Below are 14,691 nucleotides of genomic sequence, written 5' to 3' on the forward strand. Positions count from 1 at the left end.
ATGCATCGCTATGGTCTGGGTCGTTTCGGCGCGCGCGGCGCGCTCACCGCAGGCGCTGCGCTGGCAGCACTCGGCGTATGCGCCGCGTTCGCGCTGTCGGGCCACGCAATCGCGGCAGTCGCGCCGTCCAATGCCGCACGCACACCAGCGACGAAGACCGACAGTGAACCAGCGATCATCGCGAAAACCGACAGCGAGGCCGCGAAGGCGGCCCTTGCCGTGGTGGAAGGCTTCGAACGCGCCTTGGCTGACGGCAATCGCAACGCGGCGCTCGAAGCGCTGTCGCCGGATCTCGTCGTATACGAAAGTGGTCATGCCGAACGCTCGCGCGAGGAATACGCCGCCTCTCATCTCGACGCGGATATCGCCTTCCTGAAATCCGCGAAGACCCAGCTTCTCTCGCGCAGCGTGAACGCCATCGGCGACGGTGCCGTCGTGCTCAGCGAAACCCAGATCCACAGCGAACGCGACGGCAAGGCGACGACTCGCGCCAGCCTCGAGACCCTGCTGCTGCGCAACACCGCACACGGTTGGCGCATCACGCATATCCACTGGTCGTCCCGCGTGCTGTAAGCGCATCGAGCCCTTTCAAACGGCTTGCAGCCGGCGCCTCGGAAACGAAAGGTTCTGACCGGCCGCTCCATCACTTCGTTGAAGGGGAAATTTCGCGGCCTACGCGGGACGGCTGAGCGTTTTTGTCAGATGCCGCTGCAGCGCCCGGTAAGATGCCATGGCGCTAAGCCAACGCGGCTACATTGCGACTTCGTCTTTTTGGATTGGCAGCGCATTCGGTGGGACCGCTCGGCAAACGCTCGAAGCCGCCACCGCTCTGTTCGCCAGCCACATGAACACGATGCGTTGAGGAATAGCGTGCTAGGGTGTCTGCGTTGAGCGCACGAGCCCCCTTCTTCTCGCTGTCGCCGCTCGCTCTCCGGCGTTTTTCTTGCGAGCCCGTTTGCCGCAGCGTCACGCAATCGTCTCGCCTGGCCAATGCGCGCCATCTTTCTGCTCATGCAGCGTTGTTGCGATGCCCGCGGTAAGTGACGCGGCGAGCGCGGCGCGCTGCGCAGGACATGCTCATGAAATCCACGCTGGCGGCGGCCACTGCAAAAGGTTCGCCGAAAACCCGCACCGGCATCACCGGCTTTGACGAAATCACCGGCGGCGGGCTGCCTTCGGGCCGTACCACCTTGCTGATCGGCGGACCGGGCTCGGGCAAGACCATCTTCGCCATGCAGTTCCTCGTGCACGGCGCCACCCACGCCGGCGAACCGGGAATCTTCATCGCGTTCGAGGAAAGCGCCGAGCGAATTGTCTCCAACGCCGAAGGCTTCGGCTGGAAGCTGTCGGGCCTCAGCAACGAGCGGCTTTCCATCATCGACGCGCAACCCGATCCGGACCTGATCCAGTCAGGCACCTTCGATCTTGGCGGCCTGCTCGCCGTGCTCGAAGTGCGCGTGGCGAAGATGGGCGCACGGCGCATCGTGTTCGACGCCCTGGATATACCGCTGTCGCTGTTGCCGGATGCCGCATCGAAGCGACGCGAAGTCTACCGTTTGCATGCCTGGCTGCTCGATCACAATCTGACCGGCATAGTGACTGCCAAGGCCAGCGGTGCCGAGACCGCAGTGGACGGCGAAAAGCTGTTCGGCTTCATGCAATTCATGGTCGACTGCGCGGTCGTGCTCAAACACGGCGTGGCGCTGGGCATCTCACAGCGCAGCCTGCGCGTGCAGAAGTATCGGGGATCATCGTTCGACGAGAATGAATCGCCATTCGTGATCGGCAGTTCCGGCTTCGAACTGGCCATGGCGCGCCCACTCGGGCGCGGCGTCAGCATCGTCAGTCTGGAGCGCGTTTCCAGTGGCGTGGAACGGCTGGACACCATGCTCGGCGGCGGCTATTACCGTGGTGCCTGTGTGCTGATCACCGGCTTTCCCGGCACCGCCAAGACGATCCTGAGCGGCTCGTTTGCGCAGGCCGCCTGCCTGCGCGGTGAACAGACGATGTTCGTCAGTTTCGACGCCGATTCCAACGAAGTGATGCGCGACCTGAGCTCCGTGGGCATCCATCTGGACCCGCATGTGGAAAGCGGCTGCCTGCGGATGATCTCGGCTCGTACCGTCACCGGCAGCGCGGAAACGTTCCTGGTGCGCATCAAAGCGCTGGCTCGGGAACAACTCGCGCGCTGCGTGGTGATCGACCCGGTGTCCACCTGGGCCAAGTCCGGCGATGGCCTCGCCGCGCACAGTATTGCCGAACGCCTGATCGACTGGTCGAAATCGGAAGGTATCACCCTGCTCTGCACCAGCCTGCTCGACGAACTGTCGCACCGCAAGGAAAGCGGCACATCACTGCAGATATCGACACTGGCCGACACCTGGATTCATGTCGATTATCTGGTGCAGGCAGGCGAACGCAATCGCGGCCTGTCGATCATCAAGTCCCGCGGCACGGCACATTCCAACCAGGTGCGCGAGCTGATCCTGAGCGACGACGGCGTGACGCTGGCCGACATTTATACCGCGGGCGGCGAAGTGCTCATGGGCACCCTGCGCTGGGAAAAGGAAAACGCAAGACGGGCCGCCAGCGAACTGGCCGAATTGACGAGCAAGCTGACCGGCGTGCGCCTGGACGCGGAAGAAGCCGAGCTTCAAGTGCGGCTGAAATCGCTGCAGACGGAGCTTGTGGCCAAGCAGGTCGAAAAGGCGCTGCTGACGCGGACCGCGGCCAGCCAGGAGGACGAACTGAGCCGGGGTGACCATCACGTGCGCGAGTTGCGCGGCGCCGATGCGGCGAGTGCGGACGATGCGGCCAGTGCGGCCAGTGCGGCCAGTGCAGCCAGTGCGGACGATACGGCAAGTGCGGACGATGCGGCCAGTGCGGACGATGCGGCGACCGGGGATGAGAAATGAACATCGACGCGAGCAATCTGCCGCATTTCGACTTCCGGCTTTTCGTCGCCGGCGACGCGACAAACTCGGCGCTGGCTCTCGCCAATCTGCGGGCGATGTGCCAGGAACATGCCGCGGACTGCCACGACATTGAGGTCGTCGATGTGTTCGTCGATCCGGAACGCGCCCTGGCCGGGTCGGTCTTCATGACCCCCACGCTGATCAAGCTGGCGCCGCCTCCGGTCCGGCGAGTCGTAGGCACCTTGGCCGATACCCAAAAGATGCTGGACGTGCTCGGATTGCGGCCGCTACGTCCATGAGCCCCACCGACACCGCATCGCCCGCCGCGAACAGCGAAATCTCCGCGCTGATCGCCACGCTGCATGCCACGGGACAGCGGCTGCAGCAATTGACGGCTGGCGAGGTCGACACAGTCGCCGACCAGGAGGGCCACACCTTCGTGCTGCGTGAGGCACAGGTGCATCTGCGACATCATGAAGCGGCCAAGCAAGCATCCATACTCAATGCGCTGCCAGCCTATATCGCGCTGATCGATACCCAGGGCGTGATCGTGTCGGTCAACGAGGCCTGGAAGGACTTCCCGCCGGGGACCACGGCGAGCGCGCCAGGCGCCACGGTTGGCAGCAACTACCTGGATATCTGCGATCGCGCCGAGGGCAGCAGCGCCACCGACGCCGTACAGGCGGCGCGGGGCGTCCGCGCGGTACTGAACGGCAGCGAGAAGAATTTTTCTCTCCAGTACCCGTGCCATTCATCCACCCGGCAACGCTGGTTGCTGATGACGGCGACGCCGCTGACCGACGGCCACACCTCTGGCGCGGTGGTGATGCATCTGGATATCACGCAGCGCGTAGAGAGCGAGTTGGCGCTCGATCAGCAACGCGCCGAACTGCGCGTGCTGGTCGACCTGCTGCCGGCAATGATCTGGTTCAAGGACACCGGCAATCGCATCCTGCGCGTCAATCAGCAAGCCGCCGATGCGGTCGGCAGGTCCGTCGCTGACATCGAAGGCAGGCACGCTGCGGAAATCTATCCCGACGAGGCTGCGATCAATCATGCGGGCGATCGTCTCGTCATCGAGTCTGGCTCGGCAAAACGGGGAATTGTCGAAACGTTCCGCGATCCGGCCGGCAACCTGCGCTCCGTACAAACCGACAAAGTTCCTTACTTCAGCCCGGATGGACAGGTTGCCGGCATTGTCGTGCTGTCACAGGACGTCACGGAAAGCCGGCTCGCCGAAGTCCGGATCCGGCGCCTGAATCGCGGCTACCTTGTGCTCAGCCAGATCAATACGCTGATCGTGGGCGAGAGCGACCGTGCCAGATTATTCCACGAAGCCTGCCGGATCGCGGTGGAGACCGGCGACTTTCACCTCGCATGGATCGGCCTGGTGGACCGGGCAGCCATGACAATCGTGCCGGTCGCATCGGCGGGCCGCGGCAGCGATGGCCTGCAACAGGTCGGCGGGTCCCTGTCTCTGCGCGACGACGCAGCGCCGGGCCACGGGCCCGCGGCACTCGCGGTACATACCAGGCAGGCGATCGTGGTCAACGACGTGGCAGGCGATGCGCGCATGCAGCAGCCCGCGGTGTATACCGAGGCCGGTGTCCGCGCCTTGGTCGTTCTGCCGGTTTTCGTCGCCGGCGATGTCGTTGCCGTACTGGGCCTGCATGCGGGCGATGTGGGCTATTTCGATGCGCCGGAAATGGATCTGCTGCGCGAGCTGGTCAACGATATCGGTTTTGCCATCGACCATATCGGCAAGGCGGAGAGGCTGACCTACCTGGCCTACTACGACGCCCTGACCGGACTGGCCAACCGCACCCTGTTCCTCGAGCGCGCCGGCCAGCGGTTACGCAGTGCCGCCAGCACGGGCCACGGCGCCGCCCTGGTGCTGATCGATCTGGAGCGCTTCAAGAGCATCAACGACAGCCTTGGGCGGGCCGCCGGCGATGAGCTGCTAAGGCAGGTGGCGACATGGCTGAGCGCGAGCCTGCTGGACGCCACTTCGGTGGGACGCATGGACACGGATCACTTTGCGGTGCTGTTGCCCGACGCGGACAAACCGAGTGATACGGCGCGCTACCTGGAAAAATTGATTGTCGATTTCCACGATCATCCTTTCCCGCTCGAAGGCGCTGTATTCCGGATTACCGCCAAGTTCGGCGTGGCCCTGTTCCCCGATGATGCCGCCGACGCCGAGAACCTCTTCAGGAAAGCGGAATCCGCACTCAAGGGCGCCCAGGCCAGCGGCAACCGCCATGCCTTCTACACGCAGAAAATGACCGAATCGGTGGCACGCAAGCTGAACCTCGAAAACCAGTTGCGGCAAGCGCTCGACAACGATGAATTTGTACTTTATTACCAACCGAAAATGGGTACGGATGGCCGCATGTCCAGCGCCGAGGCGCTGATCCGATGGAACGACCCCCGCACCGGCCTCACGCTGCCCGGCCAATTCATCCCAATTCTGGAAGAAACCGGACTGATCCACGACGTGGGTCGCTGGGCTCTGCGCCGGGCCATCTCCGATTATCAGCGCTGGCGCGACGCCGGATTGCCGGCAGTGCGCGTGGCGGTCAATGTGTCGCCGTCGCAATTGCGCAATCCCGATTTCGTCGATGAAGTCCGCCAGTTGCTGGACAGCAGCAACAACGCAGCGGAGGGACTGGAACTGGAGATCACCGAAGGCATGATCATGGCCGATATCGACCACAGCATCGCCAGTCTCCAGGCACTGCGCGACATGGGTGTGCGCGTCGCCATCGATGACTTCGGCACCGGCTTCTCATCGCTGGCCTACCTCGCCAGGCTACCGGTCGACTCGCTGAAAATCGACCGGTCTTTCATCAACGATATGACCCAGTCGCCGCAGGGTCTGGTCCTGGTGTCGACCATGATCACACTCGCCCATTCGCTGGCCCTGAAAGTCGTTGCGGAAGGTGTGGAAAACCAGGAGCAATCCTCCCTGTTGCGGCTGCTGAGATGCGACGAGGTGCAGGGAAACCTGTACTGCAAGGCAGTGCCGCGGGAGGAATTCGAAGCTGCGTTTCTCGCTATTCAGAAGGAATGTGCGCCCCCTGCGCCGCCGGAATAGCGCACGGGAGCCGCGAGCTTCGCCATCCGATCAGCGCCCCGGCGCACCCATTCTCCAGGCGCATGACGGCTAGCGAACGACAGGGCCGGGCCCCGTGTGGCAGTGCTTGCTGCGGTTTCCCGGCCGGCGAGAAGCGCACCGTCCAGCCGCGGCTCACCGCAGCGTGCCGGTTCACACCGAACTCACTGCGCCCATGATGTCGTTCGTCCATGCAGCCAAGCCGCGCAACCACGGACAGCGCAGGCGCTGACCTCGTCTTCGCCACGACTGCCGGCCTGTATTGCCCGGCCGGCGATTTCCATATCGATCCCTCACAGCCGGTGCCGCGCGCGATCATCACGCATGGCCACAGCGACCATGCGCGCTCCGGCATGGGCTGCTACTACGCCGTGCCCGAATGCCTGCCGATACTGCGCTGGCGCCTCGGCGAGCAGGACTACCGGCCGAAGGCCTACGGCGAGGCGTTCGAACTCGGTGCGACGCGCGTGTCGCTGCATCCGGCCGGCCATGTGCTGGGTTCGGCCCAGGTGCGCATCGAGCACGACGGCCAGGTCTGGGTCGTCTCCGGCGACTACAAGCGACAACCCGATCCGACCTGTGCACCGTTCGAGCCGCTGCGCTGCGACACCTTCGCCACCGAAACCACGTTCGCCCTGCCCGTCTACCGCTGGCCCGACACGGCCGAGGTCGCGCGCGAGATCTGTGCCTGGCGCGACGAATGCGCCGCCGACGGCGATGCCGCCGTGCTGTTCTGCTACGCGCTCGGCAAGGCGCAGCGCGTGCTCGCCGAACTTGCCGCGCATACCGACCAGCCGGTGCTGCTACATGGCGCGATCGCCGCGGGCGTCGAGGTCTATCGCGCCGCCGGAATTCCGCTGCTCGCGACGCAGGCCCTCGCCGAGCAGACGCGCGGCATCGACTACGCGGGCCAGCTCGTGCTCGCGCCGCCGGCCGCCGCGGGCAGCGCGTGGATGCGCCGCTTCCGTCGCGTGCAGACCGGTTTCGCCTCAGGCTGGATGCAATTGCGCGGCAACCGCCGCCGGCGCAACTATGACCGCGGCTTCGTCGTGTCCGACCACGCCGACTGGCCGGCCCTGCTCGCGACCATCGGACAGACCGGCGCCACGCGGATCGTCGCGACCCACGGCAACAGCGAGGCGCTCGTAAGGCTGCTGTGCGAGCGTGGCCTGAATGCCGGCACGTTCGCGACGGCCTACGGCGGTGAAGACTGATGCGCCGCTTCGCCGATCTGTATCGCCGCCTGGACCGCAGCACCGGGACACTGGACAAGCGCGCTGCGCTCGTCGCGTATTTCCGCGATGCACCGCGCGACGATGCGGCGTGGGCGCTGTGGCTGCTGGCCGGCGGCAAGATCGGCGGCGCCAAGGCGCGCATCGCCGGCAATCGCGAACTGCGCGACTGGATCGCCGAGGCGAGCGCGATGCCGGGCTGGCTCGTCGACGAGTGCTACGACCACGTCGGCGATCTCGCCGAAACGCTGACCCTGCTGCTCGACGATCCATCGACCCAGGACGATGCACCACTGCATGTCTGGATCGAACAGCGCCTGCTCGCGGTTGCCGGCCGCGACGAGGCGACGCGGCGCGAACTCATCATGAGTGCCTGGGCCTGTCTCGCCGGCGAGCAACGCTTCGTGTTCAACAAGCTGCTGACCGGCGCGCTGCGCGTCGGCGTGTCGCAGCGGCTCGTGCAACAGGCGCTCGCGGAACTCAGCGGCATCGACATCGCCCGCATCGCCCAACGCATGCTCGGCGCCTGGCAGCCGAGCCCGTCGTTCCTGGACCAGCTATTGCGCGCCGGAGAAACGGAGAGCGACCGCGCCCAACCGTACCCGTTCTTCCTCGCCTCGCCGCTGGAATCCGCGGCGGCGTCGCTGGGCCCCATCGACGACTGGCTGCTCGAATGGAAATGGGACGGCATCCGGCTGCAGCTGATCCGACGCGGCAGCGAGATCGCCCTGTGGTCGCGCGGCGAGGAACGCCTCGACGGCCGCTTCCCGGAAATCGAAACCGCCGCCGCGCGACTGCCTCGACACTGCGTGCTCGACGGCGAACTGCTGGCGTGGCGCGACGGCGATCCCCTGCCCCTCGCGTTCGCCGCGCTGCAGACGCGCATCCAGCGGCGCAAGCCCGGACCCAAGAGCCTCGCCGACGCACCGGCGCGCCTCGTCGTCTACGACCTGCTCGAACTCGATGGCGAGGACTGGCGCGAACGTCCGCTGGCCGAACGCCGTGCGGCCGCGCAGGCATTGCTGGCGCACGCCGATGAGCCGTGCCTGCAGCTGTCGCCGGTGTTGTCGCCATCCGACTGGGACACCGCCGCGCAGGCCCGCGACGGCGCGCGCGAACGCGGCGTCGAAGGTCTGATGCTCAAGCGCCGCGCGTCGCCGTACCAGTCCGGCCGTCGCCGCGGTGACTGGTGGAAATGGAAGATCGACCCGCTGACCGTCGACGCCGTGTTGCTGTACGCCCAGGCCGGTCACGGCCGCCGCAGCACGCTGTATACCGACTACACCTTCGGCGTGTGGCAGGACGACGCACTGGTGCCGGTCGCCAAGGCCTATTCCGGCCTCGACGACGCCGAAATTCTCGAACTCGACAAGTGGATACGTGCACATACCACCGAGCGCTTCGGACCGGTGCGCGCGGTGCAGCCCCTGCTCGTGTTCGAGCTTGGCTTCGAGGCGGTCAACCAGTCCGGCCGGCACAAGTCCGGCTTCGCCGTGCGCTTTCCGCGCATCCTGCGCTGGCGCCGCGACAAGCCCGCGGCCGAGGCCGACCGGCTGGAAACGCTGCGCACGCTGGCGCGCTGACGGCGCGCTTATTGCGCGCTGAACAAAAGGGATCGCGCGCTGATGGGGTCTCCTCGACGGAACCACAAACGGGCGCATGACAGCATGCGCGTTGGCTATGGGCGCGGGTGGGCATCATCCGAGTTCCTTCTGCGTGAGCGCATTGAGGATCGAGCACTCCTCCGCGAGGTGATGGCCGGGCACGCGGCATCAGCGTGCGTGGGTCCGGCGCGGATGCGTTCCAGCTCGGCGATGCGCTGTTCGATGTCAAAACGTTTGTCTTCGGCCGCGCGCACTACCCTGGCTACATCGTCGTCATCGCTCAGCGCGAGCACGCTGCGGAAATCTTCCAGTGACAAGCGCAGTGACTTCGCGCGGCGAATGAAGTGCCTTCGCTTCAGCTCGGTATCGCCGTAACGGCTATAGGTTCGGCCGGTGACAGCAATTGGTCCCGCTCGTACCACAGAGCACCGTTTCGATCCCGACACCGCGCTCGACGAGTTGACCAATGCCCGACGTGGACATGTCCCATCTCCCGTGAAGGGCCAGTCTACCGTCTGGACTCAGGTCCAGACTCAAGCGGCTTTATGTAGGCGCGGCGACGAAGCAATAGCATCATGACGCGCGTCGGGATGGCCGGCGGTCTGCGCGCCCCACAGGTCTGTCACCTACCGAACTGAGGACGCGTTTCGTCGTGCGCGAGAAATTCATCCGCGGTCGTGCGCAACGACTGCTTCGACGATTCCGCCGCCGCCCGTCGCCGGCTAGGTCGGCTACCGCACAGACCTGCGGGTGTGCGAGGGCTCAGTCTCCTGCCTTGGTTTCAACCGAGGGCTGGACATGTCTATGATGAAAGCGGCGATATTTGTCGAACGCGGGCGCATCGAGCTTGCAGATAAGCCGATTCCTGATGTTGGCCCGAATGACGCACTGATCCGCATCACCACCACCACCATTTGCGGCACCGACATTCACATACTCAAGGGTGAGTATCCGGTGGCCAAGGGCTTGACGATCGGGCACGAGCCGGTCGGTGTGATCGCGAAGCTCGGCAGCGCCGTCAACGGCTATGAGGAAGGACAACGCGTCATCGCCGGCGCGATCTGTCCGAATTTCAACTCATACGCCGCGCAGGATGGCGTGGCCTCGCAGGACGGCAGCTATCTGATCGGCAGCAGTCGCTGTGGCGCGCACGGGTACAAGGCGACGGCAGGATGGCGCTTCGGCAACCTGATCGACGGCACGCAAGCCGAGTACGTGCTCGTGCCCGACGCGCAGGGCAACCTGGCCCCTATTCCCGACGGCTTGAGTGACGAGCAGGTGCTAATGTGCCCGGACATCATGTCCACCGGCTTCAAGGGCGCGGAGAACGCCAACATCCGCATCGGCGATATCGTGGCGGTGTTCGCGCAAGGTCCGATCGGTCTGTGCGCGACGGCGGGCGCTCGCCTGCAGGGCGCATCCACCATCATCGTCATTGACGGCAACGACCATCGTCTCGGCATTGCAAAACAGATGGGTGCGGACGTAACGCTGAACTTCCACACGTGCGATGTGGTGGACGAAGTGATGAAGCTCACGGGGGGGCGCGGAGTCGATGCATCGATCGAGGCGCTCGGTACCCAGGGCACCTTTGAGTCCGCATTGCGCGTGCTGAAGCCCGGCGGCACGTTGTCCAGCCTAGGCGTCTATTCGAGCGACCTGACCATTCCGCTGGCCGCCTTCGCCGCCGGCCTTGGTGATCACAGGATCAACACCGCACTCTGCCCCGGCGGCAAAGAGCGCATGCGTCGGCTAATGAACATTGTCGCCTCGGGTCGTGCTGATTTTGGCGCACTGGTAACCCACCACTTCGCGCTGGACGACATCGTCGCCGCATACGACTTGTTCGCCAACCAACGCAACGGCGTGTTGAAAGTGGCGATCACGCCGCATTGAGCGGGAAACAATGTGATTTCCATCAGGACCGGGCACGCTGCGACGCCCCTTCCCCATCATGCGCGCTGTTGGACGCCCCTCGCCTGCGGCAAGGTTGTATAAGAACGTCAGACGGGTACCGGATGCGAACCGACAGCGCGCGCAACTCCCACGTTGCGACTCAGGTGGATCGTGTCGTGCTGCCGCCGAGATTCTCGCAGACGCGACGCAGGCGCAGTTCCGCTTCGTCGGCGACCGTCTTGACCTCAGCCCGTGCGACCAGATTCACCATGATCTGCGGATCGAGGAAGCCGACCACCACGCGCTCCGGTGCCTCCTCACGCACGATCACGTTGCAAGGCAGCAGCAGGCCGATGTCAGGCACGGCCTCCAGAGCCTGGTGCGCCAGCGGCGGGTTGCAGGCGCCCAGGATGCGGTAAGGCCGCATGTCGAGGCCGAGTTTCTCTTTCATCGCGTGCTGCACGTCGATATCGCTGAGCACGCCGAAGCCCTCGCCTTTCAGCGCAGCTATCGTCCTGGCGAGCGCATGGTCAAAGGTTGTGCCAACAAGCGTGGTGGTGAATCCGTACATGGGGAACCTCGATGGCGTGATGTGTGGGGGTCAGGCGCGGTTCGCCGCGGCACCCGATGGGCTGGCAACCAGCTTGGACAATTCGGCGAATCCGATCGGTGGCACGGTCAGCCACGGCACGGTAAAGGTGCGTTTCGCCAGGCCGCTGGCCATGCGTTGTTTTTGCGTGCGTTCGCCCGCGAGGCGCGCGGCCAGCAAGGGATCTGCTGTGCCGGCGGCCAGTACGCTCTTGTTGAGCACCCAGGCATAGGGCTCGATGCTGGCTCGGCGAAGATCCTCCTGCAGCGCAGCCGCCTGCGACACCGGCGTCACCTCCGGCAGTGTCACGAGAATGATCTTCGTCATCGCGGGATCCTGCAGCTTCATCAGCGGCGTGACGACGCGCCCGGCGTCGCGCCCCTCGAATGCGCCAGTCATCTGCCGGTGGTAGGCGCCGGTCGCGTCCATCAGCAACATCGAGTGACCCGTCGGCGCGGTATCCAGCACGACAAAGGCGCTGCGGCCTTCGCCGACGATGCGCGAAAACGCATGGAAGACTGCGACCTCTTCAGTACACGGCGACTGCAGGTCTTCCAGCAGAAGCGCCTGCTCGGCCGCATCGAGCTTGGGCGACTTTGCGGCCATGATCTTGTCGATGTAACGCTGCGTTTCGACCTTCGGATCGATCCGGCTCAGTTTCAATCCCGGCACGTCGCCATTCAGCGTTTCCGCCAGATGTGCAGCCGGATCGGTGGTGCTGAGGTGCACGCTCTTGCCGCGCTGGACAAGCCCCAGGGCCAGGGCAGCGGCGACCGTCGTTTTGCCAACGCCCCCCTTGCCCATCACCATGATCAGACCATGCCCGGCAGCGGCCAGCTCGTCGGCCAATACATCCAGGCCTTGTAGCGGTTCATGGGTCTGCGCAAGCGAGAGCGTAGGCGCTGAGATCGGTGCCGCGCCGGTCAGCAGTGCGCGCAAGGCTGCCAGACCGACAGTGTCGAAGGCACGCAACGGCACGCGGTCCTGCGGCAATGCGCGCAATGTCGCGGGCATCGCCTCCAGTGCCTGCTGCCCGAGGTCCTCGATGGCACAGGCAACGGCGTCCGTGCGGTCGCTGGCGTGGAACACACCGTTGATCGCCAACCGTTGGTTGTTCAGGCCGAGTTCTCGCAGTTCCTCAGACGTATGCGCCGCCTCGTTGATCGCGCCCCGGTCGGGCCGAGTGACCAGGATGACCGTGGTCTGGGCGGGATCGCTCAGGGCGTCAAGCGCGGCCCTGAAGCGCACTTCCTGCATCTTCAGGCCCGAGTGTGGGCCCAGGCAGGACGCGCCGCGGTCATTGCCGTCCAGAAAACCGGTCCATGCCTTGGGCAGGCTGAGCAGCCGCAAAGTGTGCCCGGTCGGGGCCGTGTCGAAAACGATGTGATCGAAGTGCTCGTCAGCCCGGGACAGCAGAGATGAGAACTCGTCGAAGGATGCAATCTCCGTGGTGCAGGCACCGGACAACTGCTCGCGCACGGTCGACAGTTCTTCCGGACTGGCACCTGCGCCCATCTGCGCCAGGACCCGTTGTCGATACGCCTCGGCCGCAGTGCCGGGGTCGATGTTCAGCACCGACAGGCCAGGGGCGCCGGGCACCGGCACCGGTGTGTTGCGAAGCTCGATGCCGAGCATTTCGTCCAGGTTTGAAGCGGCATCGGTGCTGACCAGCAGCACGCGTCTGCCCGCGTCTGCGAGGGTCAGTGCGGCGGCGGTCGACAGCGACGTCTTGCCAACCCCGCCCTTGCCCGTGAAGAACAGATGGCGGGTCGCATTTTTCAGAAACCCGATCGGGCCGGGCTTCAGCCAGGCTTGCACTTGCTCACAGGACGGAAGACCGCCGCTGTGTACGACGTTCCCGTCGATCATGACGGCCGGGGTGGCGTTGACACCCGTGCGCCTGATCTCGTCGGGGTTCTCGACCTTGACGATCTCGACGACGACGCCCGCAGCGTGTGCAGTCCGTTCGATGACGCCGATGGTGCTGTCGCAACCCACTCCCAGAACCTTGATTTCCATGTCGCGCCCTTGTTCGCTCATCAAGAACCCAACGAATCGAGGTGAACCCACCGACTGTCGACACCACTCTATCTCAGCGCCTGCAAAGACTGAGCTGCCAGGTGATGTGAGGGGTCAACCCGCCAGTTCAACGGCTCATACGATTTCCACGGGGGGTTCACTGTTCGATGACGCACGCTCTTGGAGAGTCGCCGCACGTGCTCCCCCACGCCGAAGGTCGATGCACAACCGCGATCCGCCGAAAACCAACCGCCTGCTGGCGGCATTGCCCGAGCCTGACTGGCAGCGCTGGCTGCTGCAGCTCGAGTGGGTCAGCCTGCCTCTAGGCCATGTGCTCTGTGAGTCCGGCATCACCCTCAAACACGTCTACTTTCCGACCACCGCCATCGTTTCGCTCTTGTACGTGTTGGAGAATGGGGCTTCCGCGGAGATCGCAGTCGTCGGCCATGAGGGCATCGTCGGTGTTTCGATTTTCATGGGCGGCGGTTCGACGCCCAGCCGCGCCGTCGTTCAGAGTGCGGGAGAAGGCTATCGGGTGAAGGCCTCGTTCCTCAAGAAACAGTTCAGTCGCGCGCCCGTGCTGCATTTGTTGCTGCGCTACACCCAGGCGCTGATCACCCAGATGGCGCAGACCGCCGTGTGCAATCGACACCACTCACTGGACCAACAGTTATGCCGCTGGCTGCTGCTGAGCCTGGACCGCCTTGAGGGGCCGGATCTCGTGATGACACAGGAACTCATCTCCAACATGCTCGGCGTACGGCGTGAAGGCGTCACGGAAAGTGCGCAAAAGCTCCAGAGGGTGGGCCTCATCCGCTACAACCGCGGTCACATCACCGTGCTCGACCGGCCGGGATTGGAAAAGCACACCTGCGAGTGCTATGCGGTAGTGAAAAAAGAATACGACCGCTTGCTGCCAGACGAAATCGCCTCCTGAGCGACGGCTTGACCGCTGAGCCTGTGGTGCCTGAAAACGCAAAGGCCTGGGCAGACATCGGAGCCTCGCCGGATCATTGACGCTCACGGTGTGCGATGACTGGAGGAAATCGCCGCGTCGACGATGGCCTGCGCCTGTTTCAGGATGCGCTGCAGGTGTTCTGCCCACAGAGAGTTTTCGGCGTAGGTCCTGTTGACGTTCCCGGTGCCGCACGGCCGTGCGGCAAATGCACTAAGGAATTTATGAACAAGTCCCGGCACTACTGCTCTTGTACTCAGCACCAGATCTCCACAACCCCGCCAAACGCCTGCTACGCAGGCATTTGGCCGGTCCGGCCCGTTGGGCGTTCAGAGCGATCAGAACCTGCGGTTCTGAGCGATCACT

At 64.7% G+C, this 14,691-nt stretch carries 11 protein-coding genes; 9 read left to right on the top strand and 2 right to left on the bottom strand.

Going from position 1 to position 14,691, the window contains the following annotated elements:
* The 8 genes from RUU78_RS20855 to RUU78_RS20890 all read left to right on the top strand — a co-directional run bounded on the left by RUU78_RS20855 (position 1) and on the right by RUU78_RS20890 (position 10,762).
* Entirely contained in the window at positions 1 to 573 is a 573-nt protein-coding gene (locus RUU78_RS20855; protein WP_313919602.1) for a nuclear transport factor 2 family protein, read from the top strand.
* A gap of 506 nt (positions 574 to 1,079) precedes the next feature.
* A complete protein-coding gene (kaiC, locus tag RUU78_RS20860; protein ID WP_313919603.1) occupies positions 1,080 to 2,915 on the top strand; it encodes a circadian clock protein KaiC in 1,836 nt (611 codons plus the stop codon).
* Positions 2,912 to 3,214 carry a circadian clock KaiB family protein gene (locus tag RUU78_RS20865; RefSeq protein WP_313919604.1) on the top strand — a complete coding sequence of 101 codons (303 nt, stop codon included), beginning with the start codon at positions 2,912 to 2,914 and terminating at the stop codon, positions 3,212 to 3,214. Before kaiC ends, RUU78_RS20865 begins: the two co-directional genes overlap by 4 nt.
* Entirely contained in the window at positions 3,211 to 6,012 is a 2,802-nt protein-coding gene (locus tag RUU78_RS20870; protein WP_313919605.1) for an EAL domain-containing protein, read from the top strand. Before RUU78_RS20865 ends, RUU78_RS20870 begins: the two co-directional genes overlap by 4 nt.
* Before the next feature lie 209 nt (positions 6,013 to 6,221).
* Positions 6,222 to 7,244: a ligase-associated DNA damage response exonuclease gene (locus RUU78_RS20875; RefSeq protein ID WP_313919606.1), complete on the top strand. Its 1,023-nt coding sequence runs from the start codon at positions 6,222 to 6,224 to the stop codon at positions 7,242 to 7,244.
* Positions 7,244 to 8,845, top strand: a complete 1,602-nt coding sequence (locus RUU78_RS20880; protein ID WP_313919607.1) for an ATP-dependent DNA ligase — start codon at positions 7,244 to 7,246, stop codon at positions 8,843 to 8,845. The genes RUU78_RS20875 and RUU78_RS20880 overlap by 1 nt, the downstream gene beginning before the upstream one ends.
* A 194-nt stretch (positions 8,846 to 9,039) precedes the next feature.
* Positions 9,040 to 9,180, top strand: coding sequence for a hypothetical protein (locus RUU78_RS20885; protein ID WP_313919608.1), 141 nt, complete (start codon positions 9,040 to 9,042; stop codon positions 9,178 to 9,180).
* 484 nt (positions 9,181 to 9,664) lie between these two features.
* Positions 9,665 to 10,762, top strand: a complete 1,098-nt coding sequence (locus RUU78_RS20890) for an NAD(P)-dependent alcohol dehydrogenase (RefSeq protein ID WP_313919609.1) — start codon at positions 9,665 to 9,667, stop codon at positions 10,760 to 10,762.
* Between the two features lie 160 nt (positions 10,763 to 10,922).
* On the opposite strand, the gene RUU78_RS20895 is transcribed toward RUU78_RS20890, so the two are convergent.
* A complete protein-coding gene (locus RUU78_RS20895) occupies positions 10,923 to 11,333 on the bottom strand; it encodes a DUF302 domain-containing protein (protein ID WP_313919610.1) in 411 nt (136 codons plus the stop codon).
* Positions 11,334 to 11,363: 30 nt separating this feature from the next.
* Positions 11,364 to 13,391 (bottom strand): arsenical pump-driving ATPase, encoded by a 2,028-nt coding sequence (arsA, locus tag RUU78_RS20900; RefSeq protein ID WP_313919611.1) that lies wholly within the window; start codon positions 13,389 to 13,391, stop codon positions 11,364 to 11,366.
* 199 nt (positions 13,392 to 13,590) lie between these two features.
* Between arsA and RUU78_RS20905 the strand changes: the two genes are divergently transcribed.
* A complete protein-coding gene (locus tag RUU78_RS20905) occupies positions 13,591 to 14,307 on the top strand; it encodes a Crp/Fnr family transcriptional regulator (RefSeq protein ID WP_313919612.1) in 717 nt (238 codons plus the stop codon).
* Positions 14,308 to 14,691: the final 384 nt, after the last annotated feature.

It is taken from the genome of Tahibacter sp., assembly GCF_032229445.1.
Lineage (GTDB): Bacteria > Pseudomonadota > Gammaproteobacteria > Xanthomonadales > Rhodanobacteraceae > Tahibacter.